Below are 14,161 nucleotides of genomic sequence, written 5' to 3'. Positions count from 1 at the left end.
GCCGGGGGCTCGGCCTCGATACCCTGGCCCCATGCCTGAAACTGCCGCCGTTCCTGCCGGCGTGTCCGCCCCGCTGCGCATCGTGGTCGCCGAGGACGAAGCGATCATCCGGCTGGATCTGGTGGAGATGTTGCGGGAGGCCGGACACGACGTCATCGGCGAGGCCGGCGACGGTCGCAAGGCCGTGGAGTTGGTCGGCGAACTGCGCCCGGACCTCGTCGTGATGGACGTGAAGATGCCACGCCTGGACGGCATCAGCGCTGCACAGGAGATCGGCGGCGCAGGACTGGCGCCGGTCGTGATGCTGACCGCGTTCAGCGACAAGGAGCTCGTCGAGCGGGCCTCGGAAGCCGGCGTCATGGCCTACGTGCTCAAACCGTTCACCGCGGACGACCTGCGCCCGGCGATCACCGTCGCGGCCGGCCGTTGGGCCGAGCGCAAGGCGCTGGAGTCCGAGGTCGCCGACCTGTTCGAGCGGTTGGAGACCCGCAAGGCCGTGGACAAGGCCAAGGGCGTGCTGATGAAGTCGCTCGATCTCGACGAGGCCGAAGCCTTCCGGTGGATCCAGAAGGCCGCCATGGACCGTCGTCTCGGCATGCGTGAGGTGGCGGACGCCGTCGTCGCCGGCGCCGCGCAGCCCAAGCGCTGACGACGCCGTTCCGGGCGTCCGTCCCACTGCGGCTTCGCTTCGGACACTTGGTAACGAACAGGCTTCATTCCGCTGATCCCGGTGCGGCCCGTGTCATACCGCACTAGTGTTCCGAACGCCCGTCAGGCGCGCGATTCCCGTGCGGACGGCGGGCGATCAGCGCACGTGCCGCGGTGGCACTCGCATGACCCATGGAGGACTTCACTGTGTCCCGGACTCTGAAGACTGCGGCGGCTCTCGCCGCTTTGTCCCTGACCATCGCCGGTTGCGCCAACAAGGAAGGCGGCAACGAGGGCGGCGGTGGCGGTAGCGCCGAGGGTCTGAAGACCCTTCAGGCCCAGACCAGCATCGACGTTCCGAAGGACGCGCTGAAGGCTGCCGGTGACGGCAAGGCCAAGTGCGCCGCCGGCACCACGATCGCCTTCATCGGTGCGATGACCGGCGACAACGCCCAGCTCGGAATCAACGAGTACAACGGCGTCCAGCTCGCGATCAACGAGCACAACAAGTCGAACAAGGACTGCCAGGTGCAGTTCAAGAAGTACGACACCGAGGGCGACCCCACCAAGGCCACCGGCCCGGTCACCCAGGCCGTCGGCGACAAGAACATCGTCGGTGTCATCGGTCTGCCCTTCTCGGGTGAGAGCAAGGCCACCGGCGCGATCTTCGAGCAGGCGGGCCTCGTCCACATCACCCCGTCCGCGACCAACCCGGGACTGACGGGCAACGGCTGGAAGACCTTCTTCCGTGGCCTGGGCAACGACAACGTCCAGGGTCCGGCTGCGGCCATCCTGGCCGAGAAGCTCGGCGCCAAGAAGGTCTACCTGGTCATGGACGACTCCGACTACGGCATCGGCCTGGGTGGCACCGCCAAGAAGGCGCTCACCGAGAAGAAGCTGCTCGCCGGTGAGGACAAGGTCACCACCAAGCAGAAGGACTTCAGCTCCACCGTCCAGAAGATCGTCAACTCCAAGGCTGACGCGATCTTCTACGCCGGCTACTACGCCGAGGGTGCGCCGCTGAACCAGCAGCTCGTCGCCAAGGGCTTCAAGGGTGCCTTCATCGGACCCGATGGCGTCAAGGACGACCAGTTCATCAAGTTGTCCGGTGACTCGAGCAAGAACGCCTACTTCACCTGCCCCTGCATCCCCGGTGAACTGATCCCCGACTTCGCCTCGGCGTACAAGGGTGTCGCCAACGCGGCCCCCGGTACGTACTCGGTCGAGTCCTACGACGCGGCGGCGATCCTGCTGGCCGGTCTGCAGAAGGGCAACACCGACCGTCCCAAGCTGCTCAACTTCGTCAAGACCTACGACGGTCAGGGCCTGAGCAAGAAGATCAAGTGGGACGACAAGGGTGAGCTGTCCGACCTGGCCGTCTACGGCTACAAGGTCGACGGCGGCAAGATCGTTTCTGTCGGCAAGCTGGACTGATTTCGAGATCGGTCCGAATTCACCAACGAGCGAGGGCTTGTCTGCAACCGCGGACGGGCCCTCGCCCGGTTTCATGAAATGAGGCTTGCATGACAGCCCTCCATTCGGTGGTGCCCGCGCTGTCCGCGCTCGCGTCCGCCGACGAGAACACCTGGATCAGCTTCCACTGGCAGGAACTGGCCGACAACTTCTGGAACGCCACCTTCGACGGCCTCACCTTCGGCGCCATCTACGCGCTGGTCGCCCTGGGCTACACCCTGGTGTACGGCGTCCTGAACCTGATCAACTTCGCCCACTCCGAGGTCTTCATCGCCGGCGCCTATGCGGTGGTGTTCACCCTGACCGCGCTCGGCTTCGGAGCGTCCGTCCCCAATCTGGGATGGCCGGCCATCATCGGCAACCTGCTGCTGGCGTTGGTCATCGCGATGGTGGTCTCCGCGCTGGTCGCGCTCGCGGTCGAACGCATCGCTTACAAACCGTTGCGGGCCCGCAACGCCCCTCGCCTGGTCTTCCTGATCACCGCGATCGGCATGTCCTTCGTCATCCAATACGCGTTCTTCTGGTGGCGCGGCGCCGTCGCGGAGCCCTCGGTGACGATGTTCAAGGACGAGGCGATCTTCGAGGTCTTCGGCTCCACCATCCCGCTGTCGTCGCTGATCATCGTCGGCGCAGCGGTGCTGATGATGGTTGCGGTCGACCAGCTGATCCGCCACACGCGCGTCGGACGGGGCGTGCGTGCCGTTGCGCAGGATCCCGACACCGCAACCCTCATGGGCGTCAACCGCGAGCGCATCATCATGATCACGTTCGTCATCGGTGGTGCCCTCGCCGGCGCAGCCGCACTGTTCTACGTGATGAAGGTGCCCGCCGGCGTCCAGTACAACGGCGGATTCATCCTCGGCATCAAGGCCTTCACCGCCGCCGTGCTCGGTGGTATCGGCAACATCCGTGGAGCGCTGCTCGGTGGTCTGCTGCTCGGCGTCATCGGCAACTACGGCGCGTGGCTCCTGGGTAGTGCTCAGTGGATCGACGTCGTCTCGTTCGTCATCCTGATCATGGTGCTGATGGTTCGCCCCGACGGCATCCTCGGATCCAACCTGGGGAAGGTACGCGCATGAGAATCACCCCGCGAAGTTCTACGCTCCTGCGTCGCTCCGATACGTTGCGAGGACCCCGATGAGCACCCCGATCCCGGACGCAGCCGCGTCCCAGGCCAAGGCCGACGAGCAATCGGAAGAGACCCGCAAACCGACTCGCTTGGAGGGCCTGTCCCGCTGGTGGAACGGTCTGGAGCGCTGGCAGCAGTGGTGCGTCCTCGCGGTCGCGGTAGCGCTGCTCTACCTGCTACCGATCCTCAATCCGCCGCTGCTGTCCACCGAGAGCGCCGGTTACAACTTCCCGCTGGCCTGCTTCGACGCGGCCCGGTTCGCGCTCGTCGCGCTCGGCCTCAACGTCGTGGTCGGTCAGGCCGGTCTGCTCGACCTGGGGTACATCGGCTTCTTCGCGGTCGGGTCGTACGTCGCGGCGCTGTGGACCAGCCCGGACTCCACCATGGTGAAGATCCCTTACCTGGCCACTTTGCCGCTGGCGATGATCGTGACCGGCATCGTCGGCATGTTGATCGGCATCCCGACGCTGCGCCTGCGCGGTGACTACCTGGCGATCGTGACCCTCGGCTTCGGAGAGATCATCCGCCTGCTGGCGACGATCATCCCGGCGCTGAAGGGCAACACCGGCTTCCAGAGCATCGGTCGCCCCCCGGGCACCGATGACAAAGGCGTGCCGATCTTCGTCCAGAGCAACGGAACCGCTTGGTACTGGCTGATCCTGACGGTGATCATCATCGTGATGCTGCTGCTGGGCAACCTCGAGCGCTCGCGCGTGGGTCGTGCCTGGATCGCCATCCGTGAGGACGAGGACGCGGCCGAGGTGATGGGCGTGCCGACCTTCAAGTTCAAGATGTGGGCGTTCTGTCTCGGCGCGGCGCTCGGTGGTCTGTCCGGTGCGATCTTCGCCGGTCAGGTCGGCTTCGTGAACAACCAGAAGTTCGATGTGGCGACCTCCATGTTGTTCATCGCGGCTGTCGTCATGGGCGGTGCCGGTAACAAGTTCGGAGCGGTCCTGGGTGGAATCTTGGTGTCTTACTTGCCGATTCGATTCATCTTCATCGCGGAGCAGAAGTACCTCGTGTTCGGCATCCTGCTGGTGCTGATCATGATCTTCCGACCGCAGGGTCTGTTCGGTGCCCGTAACCACCTGCTCGCGTACGGCAAGAAGGCCAAGCGCGTAGCGGCACGGTTGCGCCGGGACCCAGGACACGGCACAGAGCAGGAGGCCACCTCGTGAGCGAGAACACCCACAACGTGATCGGCGGGGAGCCCGGCGACGGTCCCGAACGCCAGACGTACACGCCCGGCCACCTCGGTCTGGGCAAGGGCGAACCGGAGAACGAGCACGAACTGCTGGACGAGGACGCGCACCCGGCGCCCCCGCCGCCGCCGGATTCGGAGGCGGCACAGATCGTCGAGCTCGACCGCACGATCGCGGTCGAGGTCGGCGAGAAGCTGGTCGAGATCGACAACCTGACGGTCAAGTTCGGTGGTCTGACCGCCCTCGACAGCGTCTCGTTCGACATCAAGCGCGGCGAGATCCTCGGTCTGATCGGCCCGAACGGTGCCGGAAAGACGACCTGCTTCAACGCCATGACCGGTGTCTACAAGCCGGCGAGCGGAGGTGTGTTGCTCGAGGGCAAGTCGGTGCTTGGTCTGAAGAAGAACGCGATCACCCGCGCCGGCTTCGCCCGCACTTTCCAGAACATCCGCCTGTTCGGTGAGATGACCGCTCTGGAGAATGTCGTCGTCGGTCTGGACGCCCGGCACAAGACCAGCGTCTTCGGCGCACTCGTGCGTTCGCCACGGCACATCCGTGAGGAGAAGTCGGCGATCGAGCACGGCATGGCGCTGCTGGAGTTCGTCGGCATTGCGGACAAGGCCCAGGAACTGTCGCGCAACCTTCCCTACGGCTACCAACGCCGTCTGGAGATTGCGCGCGCCCTGGCGACCGAGCCGAAGCTGCTGTGTCTCGACGAGCCGGCCGCGGGCTTCAACCCGGCGGAGAAGGAAGAGCTCATGGAGCTCATCCGCACCATTCGGGACGAGGGTTACACGGTGCTGCTCATCGAGCACGACATGAAGCTGGTCATGGGTGTCTGTGACCGCATCGTGGTGCTGGAGTTCGGCAAAAAGATCGCCGATGACGTACCGAAGGCGATCCAGGCCGACCCGGCCGTCATCGCTGCGTACCTGGGAGTGGAGGACGACGAAGATGGCGTTGCTTGAGATCAAGGACCTCGGGGTCCACTACGGCAGGATCCAGGCGCTGCACGGCATCTCGATCGACGTGAACGAGGGCGAGATCGTGTCGCTGATCGGCGCCAACGGTGCCGGCAAGACGACGACGATGCGTGCCATCGCCGGCTTGCTCAACTCATCGTCCGGCTCGATCACCTTCGACGGCAAGGACATCACCAAGGTCCCCGGTCACTCGCGGGTCGGCCTCGGCATGTCTCTCACCCCCGAAGGGCGCGGTGTGTTCCCGGCGATGACCGTGCTGGACAACCTCGACATGGGAGCGTACGCGCGCAAGAAGAACCAAAAGGAGTACGACCAGGACCTCGAACGGGTCTTCACGTTGTTCCCGCGGTTGAAGGAGCGCGAGAAGCAGGCCGGCGGCACGATGTCCGGTGGCGAGCAGCAGATGCTCGCCATCGGCCGCGCGCTGATGGCCCGCCCGAAGCTGTTGCTGCTGGACGAACCCTCGATGGGCCTCGCCCCGCAGTACATCAAGCAGATCTTCAACATCATCAAGGAAGTCAACAGCCAGGGCACCACGGTGCTGGTCGTGGAGCAGAACGCCAACCAGGCGCTCAAGATCGCCCACCGGGCGTACGTGCTCGAAACCGGCTACATCACCCGCGAGGGCGCCGGCGCCGAGCTCGCGGCCGACCCCGCGGTGAAGGCTGCCTACCTGGGCGCTGACTGACCCACTCGACGCGAAAGTCCGCGGAACCACGACGTCAGGTCGCCGGTTCCGCGGACTTTCGCATTCGTCAACGCAGCGCGATGACGAGTTGGGTCAACAGGGGAGCGACGATCAACGCCGGCAGCATGTCTCCGACCGCGATCTGACGGATGTTCAACAGCCGCAAGCCGATCGCGATCAACATGACCCCACCGGTGGATGTCAGTGCTGCGATATGGGGGTCGGGCAGCACGGAGCCGAGAAGGAACCCGGCGAGCGTGAGCCCTCCCTGGACGACCGCCACCGAGACCGCCGACATCAGGACGCCGACTCCGAAGGTCGACGCGAAGGCCATCGCCGCGAAACCGTCCAGGACGGACTTCAGCACGAGTTGGTCGATGCCGCGTCCGAGTCCGTCGTTCAGGGAGCCGAGGATGGTGAGTGGCCCGACGCAGAACAACAGGGACGCGGTCATCCAGCCCTCGATGAAGCGCTCGCGAGCCGAGCCGGCATCGGCGTCGACCTGCTCCTTCGGCATCCGGTCGGCGATCCGGGACTGGATGCGCCCGGCCACCGATTCCAGTCGGTCCTCGATCCGCAGGATGCTGCCCGCGATCCCGCCGATGAGCAACGCCCCGAGCACGATCAGCAGGGGAGCACCGCTGCCGACGGCATCGGCCAGTCCGATGTCCGTCACCATCATCGCGTTCAGGCCTGCCGTCAGCAGAGTGACCAGGCCGAGACAGTCGGTGACCACGGAGCGCGTGTGTTCGGAAAGCCGGTGCCCCACAAGCATCCCCAACACGGCACCGATGACGACCGTCGCGACGTTGATGACGGTGCCGAGACCAGGAAAGACTGTGCTCACGAGCGGTAACGCTAGTCCGACGGAGCAATCTGTCGGATTCTTGTTCCACGCCGAACTGAACAGGCGTACTGTTCCGGTCGGAAGGTGAACCCTCAACGATCCGGAGAAGACACGAAATGGCGCGTTCGTCCGTGCGTGCGGTGCGGCCCGGCTCGGCCGACCTGGTGGACCTCGAGCAGTTGTGGATCGACTACCGGGTGTCTGCCGGGCAGACCCGCGAATGGGCTGCCCGGATGGTTCGCGACGGCCGGCTGCGGGACGCCGTCGAGCACAAGGACGTGCGAATTTTCCTGGCGCACAACGGGACCGAGGCCACCGGCTACCTGGTGCTGGTGCGCAACCCGATGAGCTCGATGAGTGACGAGACGTCCGTCTGGATCGATCAGATGTACGTGCTTCCCACGCACCGACGCACCGGCGTGGCGCGCTCCCTGCTGGCCGTCGTCCCGCTCGCCGCCGAGAGCATCGGGGCCGGCGTCGTCACCGCTGCGGTGCCCGCTGCGCAGCGTGACATCAACCGATTCTTCGCCCGGCTCGGGTTTGCCAGCACGACCACCCTGCGATCGACCTCGGTGGCCGCGCTGCGTCGCCATCTCGAGCCCGAACTCGCGGCCGAGCGGGCGGGAGGACAGTCCGTCGTCCGGCTGCGCCGTTCCATCCGTGGCCGCGCCCGCACCAAGACCGCGACCGCCCGCAACGCAGGCTGAACGCAAAAGTCCGCAAAACCCGCTTGACCCACGAGTTCTGCGGACTTTCGCCCTGTTAGGGCGTCACTGTGCCTTGGTCGGCGCGTCACGCAGCATGCACGTGATGCGGCTGGTGCAGACCCGGCGGCCCTCGTCGTCTGTGATCGCGACGTCGTAGGACGCCACCGTGCGGCCGAGCGAGATCGCCGTCGCCGTAGCGGTGACGAATCCGCTGCGGACGCCGCGGTGATGGGTCGCGTTGATGTCCAGCCCAACCGCGGCGCGTCCTTCGCCGGCGTGCAGGGCCGAGCCCACCGATCCGACCGTCTCGGCCAGGACGACGCTCGCGCCGCCGTGCAGCAGGCCGTAAGGCTGGGTGTTTCCCTCCACCGGCATCCGGGCCACGACCCGCTGCGGGGAGGCTTCGAGGAACTCGATCCCCATCCGTTCGACGAGCGTGCCGGCGTTCATCGCGTTGAACAGTTCGACCATCTCCGGGTCGGACATCGAGGAGGTGGTGGGGGCGGCGTGGTTGTCGGTCATGGGGCTTAGGCTGCCATGCGTGAAGAGATTGTTGTTGTTGGACGGACATTCCTTGGCGTATCGCGCCTTCTTCGCCCTCCCAGCCGAGAACTTCTCGACCACGACGGGGCAGCACACGAATGCTGTCTACGGCTTCACCTCGATGCTCATCAACGTCCTGCGTGACGAGGAACCGACGCACGTCGGCGTGGCCTTCGACGTCTCGCGCAAGACCTTCCGGGTGGAGGAGTACGCCGAGTACAAGGCCGGACGTTCGGCCACCCCGGACGAGTTCAAGGGTCAGGTCTCCCTGCTGCGTGAGGTGCTCGACGCACTGCGGATCACCTACATCGAGTCCGAGGGCTACGAGGCCGACGACATCATCGCCACCCTCACGACCCAGGCGGTCGACGCCGGTTTCGACGAGGTGCTGATCTGTTCCGGCGACCGGGACGCGTTGCAGTTGGTCAACGACAAAGTCACCCTGCTCTACCCGGTGCGCGGTGTCTCGGAACTTGCTCGCATGACACCGGCCGCGGTGCAGGAGAAGTACGGAGTTCTGCCCGAGCGCTACAGCGACCTCGCCGCGCTGGTGGGGGAGTCGTCCGACAACCTGCCCGGTGTCCCGGGTGTCGGTCCGAAGACGGCGGCCAAATGGATCGGCCTGTACGGCGACCTCGCCGGCGTCGTTGCCAATGCGGGCGAGATCAAGGGCAAGGCCGGCGAGTCGTTCCGGGCCCACCTCGACGGGGTGCTGCGTAACCGCCGGCTCAACCAGTTGCTGCGCGATGTCGTGCTGCCCACCGATCCGGACGGTCTCGAGCGCCAGGTGTGGGACCGCCAGGAGGTGCACACCGTCTTCGACGGCCTGGAGTTCAAAGTGCTGCGGGACCGCTTGTTCGCCACGCTCGAAGCTGTGCAGGAGGAGGCCGAGGACGGAGTCGATGTCGAGGGCCAGGTGCTCCCGCCGGGTGAGGTGGCCGAATGGATCGGGGAGCACCTCAGCAGCGGGGTGACCGCCGGCGTCGAGGTCATCGGGCGCTGGGCGCGCGGCGCGGGCGAGGCCGAAGCGATCGCCATCAGCGCCGACCACAAGGCGGCCTACCTCGAGCTCGCGACGCTTGAGCCGCGAGGCGAGGTCGCTGTGCGGGAATGGCTTTCGGACGCTGCTCGACCGAAGGTGATGCACGACGCCAAGCCGCAGGCGCAGGCACTCGTGGCCAGTGGGTTGCCGGTCGAGGGCATCGTGAACGACACGGCGCTGTCGGCTTACCTGGTGCGTCCTGACCAGCGTTCGTACGACCTCGCCGACCTCGTCCTGCGCTACCTCAAGCGCGAACTGCGGGCCGACGCCGAACCCGCCGCGCAGGGGATGCTCGACTTCGGCGGCACCGACACCGAGGCGCACGAAGCCATGGTGCGGGCCGCCGCCGTTGCCGAACTCGCCCAGGCATTGGAGACCGAACTCGACAACACCGGTGGAGCGCAGTTGCTGCGCGAGGTGGAGCTTCCGCTGACCGGTGTGTTGGCCTCGATGGAGCGCACCGGTATTGCGGTCGACGCCGACGCGATGCAGTCGCTGGAATCGGAGTACGCCGACGGTGTGCGGCAGGCGCAGCAGGACGCGTACGACGCGATCGGCGGCGAGCAGATCAATCTCGGCTCGCCCAAGCAGTTGCAGGTCGTGTTGTTCGACCAGTTGGGCATGCCGAAGACCAAGAAGACCAAGACCGGCTACACCACCGACGCCGACGCACTCACCGACCTGTACACCAAGACCGAGCACCCGTTCCTGGAAGCACTGCTGCGGCACCGCGACTGGTCACGCCTGCGGGTGACCGTCGAGGGTCTGATGAAGTCCGCCGCCGACGACGGACGCATCCACACCACCTACCTGCAGACCGTCGCCGCGACCGGCCGGCTGTCCTCGGTCGACCCGAACCTGCAGAACATTCCGATCCGCACCGAGGCCGGCCGCCGGGTGCGCGAGGTGTTCGTGGTGGGCGAGGGTTACGAGTCATTGATGTCGGCCGACTACAGCCAGATCGAGATGCGCATCATGGCTCACCTGTCCGGCGACGAGGGGCTTATCGAAGCCTTCCGCACCGGCGAGGACCTGCACCGATTCGTCGGGGCACGCGTCTTCGGCGTGGAGCCTTCCGATGTCACCCTCGAGATGAGGTCGAAGGTCAAGGCGATGAGTTACGGGTTGGCGTACGGCTTGTCCGCATTCGGCCTGTCCAAGCAGCTCACGATCAGCACCGGTGAGGCGAAGGACCTCATGGACGAGTACTTCAAGCGGTTCGGTGGCGTGCGCGACTACCTGCGCTCGGTCGTCGACGACGCCCGGGTGGTCGGTTACACCGAGACGATGCTCGGCCGGCGCCGGTACCTGCCCGACCTCACGTCCGACAACCGTCAGCGCCGCGAGATGGCCGAGCGGATGGCGCTCAATGCACCGATCCAGGGTTCGGCCGCCGATGTGGTGAAGATGGCGATGCTCGGTGTGAAACGCGCGCTCGATGACACCGACCTGAAGTCACGGATGCTGCTGCAGGTGCACGACGAACTGGTGCTGGAGATCGCGCCGGGCGAGCGCGACCAGGTCGAGGATCTCGTCCGTCGTGAGATGGGCGCAGCGATCGAGATGGACGTGCCGCTCGACGTGAGCATCGGGGTCGGCCACTCCTGGCATGCCGCAGCGCACTAGTCGGGCCCACCTCCGATGCGTGATGGTCTCCGGGGGAGGACACCCCTTCGCTGACCTGGATCAGGCCGGGGAGGCCTGCCGAGCGCGCCTACTGGTGGCTCGCCGACGCAGGTTGCGGATGAAGTAGCCGACGGCGAAGGCCACGATCACCAACGCGCCGACCATGCAGACGGCGACAATCTGGGCTGCGCTGTCGTGCCAGACGTAGACGACCGCCACACATTCGGCGACGACCACGGCCCAGGTCAGGGCACCGAGCACGTGGCCGTCGGCCGCGACGTCGGCGAACACCCACACCTGCGCCAGTGCCCACAGCACCCCGAGGCAGGTGTAGGCCAGGGTCAGCGACCCGTAGGCGCGATACTCCGTGCCGCCGGCAGTGGCGATCCAGAAGCCCGGCGAGATCGACACCACGGCAATTCCTGCCGCACCGATGGCCAGCACCGCACCGGTCGCCATGAACAGTGCTCGCGTCGAGCCACGCCGACTCATCCGCGGCACGATCAGCACGGCGAGGAACTGCGACATCCAGCACATTGCGCGACCGAAGTTGGCGGCAAGGGCAAGACCTCCCGTTTCGTGCTGGGTCAGGAAGTGACGCGCCAGGATGACATCGATGCTGGTCAACGCGAAGAACGCGGCAAGAGTGCCGTTGGAACGCAGCGCGACGGGCAGCAGGTGCCAGCCTGTGTGCGACCAGCCACGCAAGCGGTCCCGACACGCGAGCCAAGCGACGAGCGCCGGCAGGGACCATGCCACGAAGGTGAGAGCGAAGATGCCGGTGAGTTGCTGGTCGAACACGCCCGCGATGACAGCGGCGGCCAGCCGGGCCACGCCGGCGAGCGCGAACACTCCGGCGACCGTGCGCACGCGGTTGATGCTCAGCAGCGCCCCCTGATAGCAACCCGCCAGCATCATCGGGACCGCGGTCAGACCCACGAGGATCAGCGGTGCCACACCGTCCAGGTGCAGCAGGTCGGCAGTCACCGGCGCCGTGAGGGTGACCAGCAGCGCCATCACCGTGCCGGTGAGCGCAGCCAGGGCTGTTGCCGTGGTGGAGGGTGAGCCAGGCGCGTGGTGGGCCGGCTGACGGGCGACGACCACCTGGAAGGCGCTCATCGGCACAGCCATCAGAACCAGGATGCTGGCCAAGGCGGTGTATCCGCCGAACTGCTCCGGGCCCAGTGATCGGGACAAGATGACGACCAGCAGGTAGGAGAAGACGTTCGACAGCGCCATCGCGACGCCCAGGATGGAACTGTTGCGCAATGTCGCACGACGGGTGCTCAATGGTCGAGCGCGAGCAGTCCGAGCATCGTTGCTCACTGTGGATCTCGCTGTCGAAGTCGCACTGGACACCTTTGTCGGGGGACACGCTCGGTGGATCGCCCAAACGTTCGGTTGACCAACGTACCCGCCGGTTATAGTTGACTGGCTCACAGTCGTGGGCGAATCGACGCGAACAGCGAAACCCCTTCCGTGAGTCAGACAGCCCGCCTCCGGTGCATCGGCGCCGTGTGCGCCCTGCTCGTCGCCCTGGTCGTGCTCGGGCCTGCTCTCGGTCGCGGTTATCTGCTCCGCGTCGACATGGTCTTCGTGCCGCGACTGCCTTTCGACGCACACGTGGCCGGCGTGGACGGGTCCGTTCCGCGCGCGGTGCCGTCCGACGCGGTTGTGGCGGCGTTGTCCCTGCTGGCTCCGGGATGGGTCGTCCAGAAGATCTTGCTGGTGGCCGGCTTCGTCCTGCTGGGTGCCGGCGTGGCGGGCTGGATGAGAAGTCCCGTGGGTGTCGCAGCAGCGAGCGTTGCCGCGACCTGGTCGCCGTTCATGGCACAACGTCTGGCGATGGGGCACTGGCCCTACCTGCTGGGGTATGCGTTGCTTCCCTGGGTGGCCCGGGCCGCCGACCAGGCGCGACGCGGCGAGCCTGGCGCGCTCACCCGTTTGGGGTGGTGGCTGATCGCCGCGGCGGCCACCGGGTCGACCGGAGCGTTGATCGCCACGCTGCTTGCCATGTGCGTCCTGATGGTGCCCATGCCCCGACGGCAACGGCTACCGCGCAGGTCGCTCGTCGCCGTGCTGGCCCTGGTGGTCGCCGTCAACGCGACGTGGTGGTATCCGTCGTTCTTCCTGGCCAGGACGCTGCCCGCTGACCCGGAGGGAGTGCGAGCGTTCGCCGCCGGTGCCGACACCCCGTTCGGGGTGCTGGGTTCGGTGCTCACGGCCGGGGGTATCTGGAACAGCGAGGTCTGGTTCGCCACGCGTGCCCTGTGGCTGCCGTCCGGGGTGGCCTTGATCCTCGCGATCGTCTGCCTGCTGAGTGTGTTGTACCGGGTACGGCTCGGTGCAGACCCGGCGTTGATCGGCACACTCATAGTCGCCGTTGTCGGTCTGGCCCTGACGCTGTTGGGGGCCTTCCCCTGGTCCCGCCCGGCAATGGTGTGGTTGGTCACCGAGTTGCCCGGTGGGGGGCTGCTGCGCGATACGCAGAAGCTGCTGGCCCCGCTGGCCATGCTGTTGGCGATCGGCGCGGGATACCTGGCGCAATCCGTCAGCGCGAGCGCTGCTCGGCTCGGGGTCCATCGCGTCCTCGCCTGGCTCACCGTGGCGAGCGCGGTCCTGTGGCCCGTCGCGACTTTGTCCGATCTGGCGTGGGGTCATGGTGCTCGCTGGAAGGCGGTCGACTACCCCGCCTCGGTCGACACCATGCGTCGCACGATCGATCGTCTCCCCGCCGGCGCGGTGGCCACGATGCCGTGGAACTCCCACCGGTCCTACGGGTGGAATCCCGGCGCGATCGTGCTCGACCCCTGGCCCCGGTTGTTACCGCGTCGCGTGCTGGTCAGCGACGACCTACGCGTCTCCGGACGTCTGGTACACGGCGAGGACCCGTACCTGGCACGCGTCAGTACTGCCGTCGACCAACTGCAGGGCGGCAGATCCGTGGCCGACGGCGCCGTGTTGCGCGCAGCCCTGCAGGAGGCGGGTGCGAGCTATGTGCTGGTCGAGCTCGACCAGCCCGGCGCGAGGGAGAGCGTCTTCCCTGCGATGGGTGCGACCTTGGTGCAGCGGGTCGACGGTCTCGCGCTGTACCGCCTGCCCGATGCACCGACCACCTCTGCGGATCCGCGCACGGGTGCCCCTCCGTGGGCGGGTTGGGCCCTGGCAGGCGCTGCAGTGCTGGGCTGGATCGCCTTGCATGTGACGAAGACAACCGGTCGCCGCTGAGACTTTGCTATTCTGGATTGGATAACGAGAGTTCTTCTCTCGGCG

The 14,161-nt window shown here is 66.5% G+C and carries 12 protein-coding genes; 9 read left to right on the top strand and 3 right to left on the bottom strand.

What is annotated here, in order from left to right; genetic code table 11:
* Positions 1–31: 31 nt before the first annotated feature.
* From ACYU8W_RS06585 to ACYU8W_RS06560, 6 genes are all read left to right on the top strand, one after another.
* Complete coding sequence (locus ACYU8W_RS06585; protein ID WP_129625055.1) at positions 32–649, top strand: ANTAR domain-containing response regulator; 618 nt, start codon at positions 32–34, stop codon at positions 647–649.
* A 206-nt stretch (positions 650–855) separates the two neighbouring features.
* On the top strand, positions 856–2,082 hold the full coding sequence (locus tag ACYU8W_RS06580) for a branched-chain amino acid ABC transporter substrate-binding protein (RefSeq protein ID WP_499467653.1): 1,227 nt from the start codon (positions 856–858) through the stop codon (positions 2,080–2,082).
* Positions 2,083–2,171: 89 nt separating this feature from the next.
* Positions 2,172–3,200: a branched-chain amino acid ABC transporter permease gene (locus tag ACYU8W_RS06575; protein WP_129625057.1), complete on the top strand. Its 1,029-nt coding sequence runs from the start codon at positions 2,172–2,174 to the stop codon at positions 3,198–3,200.
* Between the two features lie 58 nt (positions 3,201–3,258).
* Positions 3,259–4,428 carry a branched-chain amino acid ABC transporter permease gene (locus ACYU8W_RS06570; protein WP_499467650.1) on the top strand — a complete coding sequence of 390 codons (1,170 nt, stop codon included), beginning with the start codon at positions 3,259–3,261 and terminating at the stop codon, positions 4,426–4,428.
* Between the two features lie 173 nt (positions 4,429–4,601).
* Positions 4,602–5,420 carry an ABC transporter ATP-binding protein gene (locus tag ACYU8W_RS06565; RefSeq protein WP_239702859.1) on the top strand — a complete coding sequence of 273 codons (819 nt, stop codon included), beginning with the start codon at positions 4,602–4,604 and terminating at the stop codon, positions 5,418–5,420.
* Positions 5,407–6,123 (top strand): ABC transporter ATP-binding protein, encoded by a 717-nt coding sequence (locus tag ACYU8W_RS06560; protein WP_129625059.1) that lies wholly within the window; start codon positions 5,407–5,409, stop codon positions 6,121–6,123. The genes ACYU8W_RS06565 and ACYU8W_RS06560 overlap by 14 nt, the downstream gene beginning before the upstream one ends.
* 67 nt (positions 6,124–6,190) lie before the next feature.
* On the opposite strand, the gene ACYU8W_RS06555 is transcribed toward ACYU8W_RS06560, so the two are convergent.
* Positions 6,191–6,970 (bottom strand): DUF554 domain-containing protein, encoded by a 780-nt coding sequence (locus ACYU8W_RS06555; RefSeq protein WP_499467648.1) that lies wholly within the window; start codon positions 6,968–6,970, stop codon positions 6,191–6,193.
* A 116-nt stretch (positions 6,971–7,086) separates the two neighbouring features.
* Here ACYU8W_RS06555 and ACYU8W_RS06550 point away from each other — a divergent pair, with 116 nt between their 5' ends.
* Entirely contained in the window at positions 7,087–7,677 is a 591-nt protein-coding gene (locus ACYU8W_RS06550; protein WP_499467646.1) for a GNAT family N-acetyltransferase, read from the top strand.
* Positions 7,678–7,740: 63 nt separating this feature from the next.
* On the opposite strand, the gene ACYU8W_RS06545 is transcribed toward ACYU8W_RS06550, so the two are convergent.
* Positions 7,741–8,199, bottom strand: a complete 459-nt coding sequence (locus ACYU8W_RS06545) for a PaaI family thioesterase (RefSeq protein ID WP_499467644.1) — start codon at positions 8,197–8,199, stop codon at positions 7,741–7,743.
* A gap of 19 nt (positions 8,200–8,218) precedes the next feature.
* Here ACYU8W_RS06545 and polA point away from each other — a divergent pair, with 19 nt between their 5' ends.
* On the top strand, positions 8,219–10,888 hold the full coding sequence (polA, locus tag ACYU8W_RS06540; protein WP_499467643.1) for a DNA polymerase I: 2,670 nt from the start codon (positions 8,219–8,221) through the stop codon (positions 10,886–10,888).
* Positions 10,889–10,948: 60 nt separating this feature from the next.
* On the opposite strand, the gene ACYU8W_RS06535 is transcribed toward polA, so the two are convergent.
* Complete coding sequence (locus ACYU8W_RS06535; RefSeq protein WP_499467641.1) at positions 10,949–12,178, bottom strand: MATE family efflux transporter; 1,230 nt, start codon at positions 12,176–12,178, stop codon at positions 10,949–10,951.
* Positions 12,179–12,367: 189 nt separating this feature from the next.
* Between ACYU8W_RS06535 and ACYU8W_RS06530 the strand changes: the two genes are divergently transcribed.
* Complete coding sequence (locus ACYU8W_RS06530) at positions 12,368–14,116, top strand: MmpA family trehalose lipid delivery protein (RefSeq protein ID WP_499467639.1); 1,749 nt, start codon at positions 12,368–12,370, stop codon at positions 14,114–14,116.
* The last annotated feature ends 45 nt before the right edge of the window (positions 14,117–14,161 follow it).

Source organism: Yimella radicis (assembly GCF_054778255.1).
Note: the sequence above shows the minus strand (reverse complement) of the source record. Positions and strands in the feature narration are given on the sequence as shown.